At 48.5% G+C, this 5,823-nt stretch carries 6 protein-coding genes and 2 pseudogenes; 4 read left to right on the top strand and 4 right to left on the bottom strand.

Annotated elements, in window-relative coordinates:
* On the top strand, positions 1 to 207 hold a 207-nt coding region (locus COY37_RS02120), incomplete at its 5' end, for a hypothetical protein (RefSeq protein ID WP_286975811.1).
* A gap of 29 nt (positions 208 to 236) precedes the next feature.
* On the opposite strand, the pseudogene COY37_RS11740 reads toward COY37_RS02120, so the two are convergent.
* Positions 237 to 410 (bottom strand): annotated as a pseudogene (locus COY37_RS11740) (putative toxin-antitoxin system toxin component, PIN family); the annotation flags it as partial.
* 121 nt (positions 411 to 531) lie between these two features.
* On the opposite strand from COY37_RS11740, the gene COY37_RS02115 reads away from it, so the two are divergent.
* A complete protein-coding gene (locus tag COY37_RS02115) occupies positions 532 to 1,005 on the top strand; it encodes a hypothetical protein (protein WP_286975808.1) in 474 nt (157 codons plus the stop codon).
* Positions 993 to 1,412, top strand: a complete 420-nt coding sequence (locus COY37_RS02110; protein ID WP_286679332.1) for a hypothetical protein — start codon at positions 993 to 995, stop codon at positions 1,410 to 1,412. Before COY37_RS02115 ends, COY37_RS02110 begins: the two co-directional genes overlap by 13 nt.
* Here COY37_RS02110 and COY37_RS02105 read toward each other — a convergent pair.
* From COY37_RS02105 to COY37_RS02095, 3 genes are all read right to left on the bottom strand, one after another.
* Positions 1,409 to 2,617 (bottom strand): GAF domain-containing SpoIIE family protein phosphatase, encoded by a 1,209-nt coding sequence (locus tag COY37_RS02105; RefSeq protein WP_286679331.1) that lies wholly within the window; start codon positions 2,615 to 2,617, stop codon positions 1,409 to 1,411. The two genes, COY37_RS02110 and COY37_RS02105, sit on opposite strands and share 4 nt — an antisense overlap.
* A 54-nt stretch (positions 2,618 to 2,671) precedes the next feature.
* Complete coding sequence (locus COY37_RS02100) at positions 2,672 to 3,061, bottom strand: PAS domain S-box protein (protein WP_286679330.1); 390 nt, start codon at positions 3,059 to 3,061, stop codon at positions 2,672 to 2,674.
* Positions 3,062 to 3,582: 521 nt separating this feature from the next.
* On the bottom strand, positions 3,583 to 4,938 hold the full coding sequence (locus tag COY37_RS02095; protein WP_286679329.1) for a sensor domain-containing protein: 1,356 nt from the start codon (positions 4,936 to 4,938) through the stop codon (positions 3,583 to 3,585).
* A gap of 397 nt (positions 4,939 to 5,335) precedes the next feature.
* Between COY37_RS02095 and COY37_RS11735 the strand changes: the two are divergent.
* Positions 5,336 to 5,740, top strand: a pseudogene (locus COY37_RS11735) (FAD-dependent thymidylate synthase); the annotation flags it as partial.
* Between the last annotated feature and the right edge of the window lie 83 nt (positions 5,741 to 5,823).

Here is a 5,823-nt window from a genome sequence, read left to right as displayed (position 1 = left end):
CTCACGCGGTCCGACAACCCGGATGAAAGACTCACCGCATACCAGGCCATAAGCCGCATGAAGAAAGATCAGGGCATGAAGTTTGACCCGAAGGCAATGAGGGCCTTGATGTCTAGGTGTCAGGCACCGACCACTTGTCCTACCAGCGCAAATAAGAGATGCAAACAGAGAAAGTGCGCAATTGTGAAAAGTGCATGGCTTACATAGGTACGGAATTGGTTGATAAAGCCCTGATTTTAAACAATATAAAGCAGATCTGCCGCCCTTACTATTCTTATACTTTCATATGCTTTAAGATCTAATAGATGCTTATCTCCGGTGACAATAATATTGGCTTTTGCTGCTACCGCACATTCTAAAACTCTATTATCCGGTTCATCGGCGACAATGTTAAGCGTAAATGCGGGTCTTACTACCTGAGCGCGTGGCGTAAAGGAGGGTGTAGCTTAGAATGGGCTTACTGGTGTTGCCTCGAATTTCAACTACGATGGGGTCATGCTCCATCTACCGTAGAGTAGAGGGGTTGAGCGCTTGAAACGGTTAGTATTGATTACCATCTCCATCATGTGTAGTATTCTGTTCATTGTGCCGCAGGCCGCGTTCGCCGCTGCGCTGCGATCATCCAATAACGTCACCATCGATTCAGGAGAGACCATCAACGACGATCTCTATGTTTCGGGAGGAACGGTTGTCGTCAACTGTAAAGTTAACGGGGATCTTATCGTAGCGGGTGGGACGGTTACCATAAACGGGCCGGTTCGCGATGACCTGTTGATTGCGGGCGGCACCATCGAGGCCGCGTCCTCAGCATCTATCGGTCGCGACGCACTTCTCGCCTCGGGCAACGCCCAGCTTAGCGGTGCCATCGGCAGAAAACTGCAGGCGGCCGGCGGCGGCGTTGTTATTGACGGCCCCGTTGGTGGCACGGCGCGCCTGGATGTAAACCAGTCTCGTTTCTCGCGGCATATCTCTTCGGCATCGTATTGCTCGCGTTGTTCCCGGTAAAAGTTCCGCGCATCGCCGCCGCTGTGGTAAATTCGACCTGGATAAGCCTCCTGGTCGGCCTGGCGCTTTTCATACTTGTGCCGCTGGCAGCGCTCATTCTCTTGATATTGGTAATAACGATTCCCATAAGCCTGACGGCAATCTTCTTATACGTCCTCGGGATTTATGTCGCCAAAATTTTTGTTGGCCTCGCGATTGGAAAGTTGATCAGTGGGTACTTTAAGCTGAGCGGCGGTAACGCGCTTGCCCTTCTCATCGGGCTTTTCATAGTAATGCTTCTGGGAGCGATACCCTTCCTGGGGCCGGTGCTCAGGTTCCTTTACGTTTTGTTCGGTCTTGGCGCCGCAGGTTTTGTGATCTACAAGGCGATTCAGGAACGGGAGCGTCCCGCGAAACCTGCCACCTAGCCAGTGCGCTTGATCACCATCAATACGATATCGTCCGTCAGGCGCCCCCTGGCAAACTCCCTGGCCTCTTCGATGATCCTATCCGCTATCTCCTGCGCTTTTAGTGCGGAGTATTTTGCGATAAGCTCACCAAGGCGCTCCATCCCAAAGAACTCCTTGTCGCGGCGAAGCTCTATGATCCCATCGGTATAGAGGACCAGCAGATCATCTTCCGCTAAGCGAAGCGCCACATCCGTATACCGGTAGTTTTTGATAAGCGCAAACGCCGGGTCGTTGGCGGTAACCGGTGCGACTTCACCTCTGGCCGCCGAGTAGTGAAGCGGGTATGGGTGCCCGGCGATACCAAGGAGTAGTTCCCCGCTCGCCGTATTGTAGAGACCGTAAACCAGCGTGGCAAAGTGCCCGCCCATAAGCTGGTTTGCGGTGATATCGTTGGCGCTCGTTAAGACGCTTGCGGGATCGGGGTCTTCAAAAGAGACCGCCCGCAAGGTATACTTTACCATTGCGGCATCCGCAGTCGCCTCGATCCCCTTCCCTGAAATATCGCCGACAAATATGCTGACGTTGTCATCTGCAAGCTGTACCGCATCGTAAAAGTCCCCGCCGACAACGGCGGCAATCGTTGCCGATGCGTAGAAGATGCCGATATCCGTGTGTTTTGCTCGCGGGGGTCGCCCTGGAGCAAACCCGCGCTGCAGCGTTTCCGAGATATAGCGCTGTTCCTCAAAGAGGTTGATGTTATCGATGGCCACGGCGGCCTGCCCGCCGATGGATTCGAGCAAGACCATGTCATATGCGGAAAAGACCCGCTTCGAGCCGAGCATCGTCAACCAGAGCGCCCCCAGGATCTTGCCCCGTGCCCTCAACGGGACGACCACCATTGCCCGAATACCTGTGCCAACCAGCCCTTCTATCCCGTGGGGTTCTTGCCGGTAGCTATCCGTCTGCTGTGCCTGTCCGGAATTGATGGCGAGACTAAGAATATCCGAGTCGAGTTTGTAGCTGAAACCGGCCGGATATGCAGGTAGGTTATAGGTATAGGGGAGGATGATGCGCTGGTCTTTCTCATCAAACAGGGCGAGCCCGCCCGCGTCGCAGTCGATGAGCTCGACGGCGCTTGAAACGATGGTGTAAAAAAGCTCATCCTTGTCACGTCCCGACGATATGCTCAGTGCAACTGTTTTAAGGACCTCCAGGTCCTCCACCCGCTTGCGGATCTCAAGCTCTGCCTTGACCCGCTCGCTGATATCGCGGCAAATTCAGTGCCCGAGTGGCTTGCCGTTGACCTCGGTGATCCTACCGTTTTTCTCCACCGGGATCAGGCCGCCGTCCTTTTTCCGAAGGTGCAGGTCGCGGATATTGTAGATGCCGCCCTCTCTTCTGTACATCTCGACGATCTGCTCGGCCCGCTCGCGCTCCTCGACGGCGTGCAGGTCGTAAAAATCCTTTTGCCGTATCTCGGTTATGGTATACCCAAGTTCCTCGAGCCCACGTGGGTTCATATCTAGGATTTGCAGGCTATCGACATCGAAGATGTACATAATATCGGCGGCCGTGTCGAAGACGGCGCCATGCGCCTGCTCTATCTCATCGGCTGTAAACCGGCCGATCATGTTGTTTGGGTTTGATTGATGCTTATCCGCTGTCATTCTAAGGACCACCCATGTAGTTATTTTGTTTACTTACCCATTTTAACACGTAAAAGAGCGGGCAAAGCAACGAAATAAGTTGGAGATTGATCTGGAATAGAAAATCCTGCTTACACTTGAGTGCCAAGCGAGAGAAAGGCAGCTTAGCAAAATATGCGCTAGCCGATAGCTAAAGTAGATACAACGAGCTACATTATCCGATGAAGAAGTATCCGCTCTATAAGCCAGACAGCGATACCGCACCCATACCCGAGGGCCGGCGGTAAAGCGGCTACTTTTAAATACGCGGCGAAGTCAGGTTCTTTTATTAAATCGAAGCAACTAGCCATTATTTGGTTAAGAAACAAATCGAGCAAGAATTTGGCCGTTAAGTGTTGTGATGATTAAATGCGAGAAATCAAGGCTCAGTATGGATGGTGCGAGGGTATTGGAGGCCGTTCGAATCTCATATTCTACACCGAAAATCCCTGGTAGAGATGTCAGGGTTAAATTATCTCCAAGCTAAAGAGAAATCAGCGCATTTAGCTAGCCATAATGTTCATGGTTGATTCATAGAACTGGTAGTTGTTTCTGCCAAGCCCTTTTGCACTGTATAAAGCGGTATCTGCATTCTTTAGCAGAGCCTGGTTATCTTCTCCATCATTAGGGTAAAGAGCAATACCTATGCTGGTTGTTATGTGGAAATCTCTCTCTTCTAAGTTAAACGGAGGCCTTATTGTTTCTAATAACCTTTTAGCAAGCGCTGCTGCATGTTCAGGATTATCAACCCGTGACGACATTATTACAAATTCATCGCCCCCTAATCGGGCAATAGTGTCTTCGATGCGCACACATTTCTTTAATCGTTCTGCAACGGCTTGAAGCAATTCGTCTCCAACAGCATGACCTAATGTATCATTGATAATTTTAAAATTATCTAAATCAATAAATAGCACTGCTAGTCTTTCGTTATTTCGATGGGCATGCCCTAGCGCTGCGCTGAGACGATCATTAAATAGAGTTCGATTTGGGAGGCCAGTAAGAGAATCGTAATAAGCCATGTACTTGATAGTCTCTTCAGCAATCTTTCGTTCAGTTATATCCTCGAAACTTTCAACACCGCCAATAACATTCCCTCGCGTGTCTCTTAGTATATCCATGTTTTTTGATATAATTCGTATCTCACCGCTTTTTGTCTCTATTTCACATATCTTACCAATGATTGGTTCGTCTATCTGATCTGCAAATTCCAAGAGTCCGCACCCTCTCGCACAAGGCCCAACCGCGAAAGTCGTGCACTTTTTACCTATTATTTCCTTAGCGCTGAAACCTGTAATCTCTTCGGCTGCTTTGTTGAAACTAGTCAGGTTGTTATTCGTATCGACAGTAAATATTGCACTTGGTATAATGTTATATATTTGTTCCACACGCTCTTTAGCCTCTAAGAGAGAATCATGGCGTCTGCGGTGCTCGGTGATATCGCTAGCTAATATCTGGAATATCCGGCTACCTTTGTATTCAACAATACTAACCATTAGGTCTGCGGGAACTTCATGCCCATCTTTTTCGAGCAACAATGTATCTCTTAATGGATAATATCCCGTTGGAATTTCTTCTATCTTTAAATCAAGCAATCGCTCGAAGTCTTTATTTGACAGAAACTGCGAAGCATTCATATCAAGAAGCTCTTCTTTGGTGTAGCCAGCAAGTTCTATCGCCATTTTATTTGCTTCAAATATATTCCCTTTGCTGTCAGTATGGAAGATAGCAACACCGACATTGTCTACTAGCGCACGACACGCCTCTTCTAGTTCACAAAGAACACCTTCTGTCTGCCCGCTCTTAGAGGCGCTACAGCTCCCAGTAAGATTATGAAATCTTTTTGTTGGCTTATGCATCACTTTACCTCCCTCTATCATGTTAATAATCTTTATCGGTTCCTTAGATTACTTACTCAACCGGAACACCTAGAAGACTTGGGACGCATTTGTGAAAGCTTGTCATGCCTATCGAATAACAACTCAAATTTAGCAATCTTGAACAGTAATTTGTGCGCCTTTGCTCTCCAAGAAATTCGAAGATCGTCCCATGTTCTCCACAGCGATATTAGACCCGGCAATAGCAGCAGTTTCTTTGATATTTACGTGTATAAGTTAACCTCTTCCCCGCCGCCCTTGCGATCTCCGTATTTGCCAGTTTTGCCTGAGGTAAAAATAATCCATCGCGATGTCGAAGATACCACCTCGTTGAGTTTGGGGGAGAACTCGACCTCGCTAACTTCCCTCCCGAAGGTATGTTACATCTGAACCTGAGTTCTATTGCCCCGAGCCAAATCAATGGCGCAAAATTCCACGGAAATTAAAACAAGGTAGCGCTGGTAAACTTGACGAAACAAAGGGCTATAAGCAGACCAAAGACCTAGGCAGATTATTTGCCTATTCTCTTAATATGTACTATGGTTCTCTAGCAACAGAAGTTGCACCAGAGCAAGCTCGGCTTTGTCTGCCCGCCTATGCTTTATATGCCAACTGGTATTGGACAGCTAACCTTACGGCAGTAAAATTCTTCCTTGAGCAACGTCTATCAGACGAAGCCCAATTCGAGACTAGTCACTATGCTCAAGCCGTAGACCAAATTGTCGCGACAGTGTTTAATTGCGAAACCATAGACAAATCCCAAGAGTATATTCGCCCTAGCTAACTCATGTAATAAGCTGCCAAGAAACTAGGTACATTAATGCATGTTAATATATGGAGGGCTCAGATAATAATGACAAGGCCCTC

The sequence above is a fragment of the Candidatus Aquicultor secundus genome (assembly GCF_002791875.1).
Classification (GTDB): Bacteria; Actinomycetota; Aquicultoria; order Aquicultorales; family Aquicultoraceae; genus Aquicultor_A; species Aquicultor_A secundus.
Note: the sequence above shows the minus strand (reverse complement) of the source record. Positions and strands in the feature narration are given on the sequence as shown.

What these genes read in the sequence shown, in the direction of transcription:
- COY37_RS02095 (WP_286679329.1), bottom strand. Translation starts at nt 4,938, where the DNA reads ATGCATAAGCCAACAAAAAGATTTCATAATCTTACTGGGAGCTGTAGC.
- COY37_RS02100 (WP_286679330.1), bottom strand. Translation starts at nt 3,061, where the DNA reads ATGACAGCGGATAAGCATCAATCAAACCCAAACAACATGATCGGCCGG.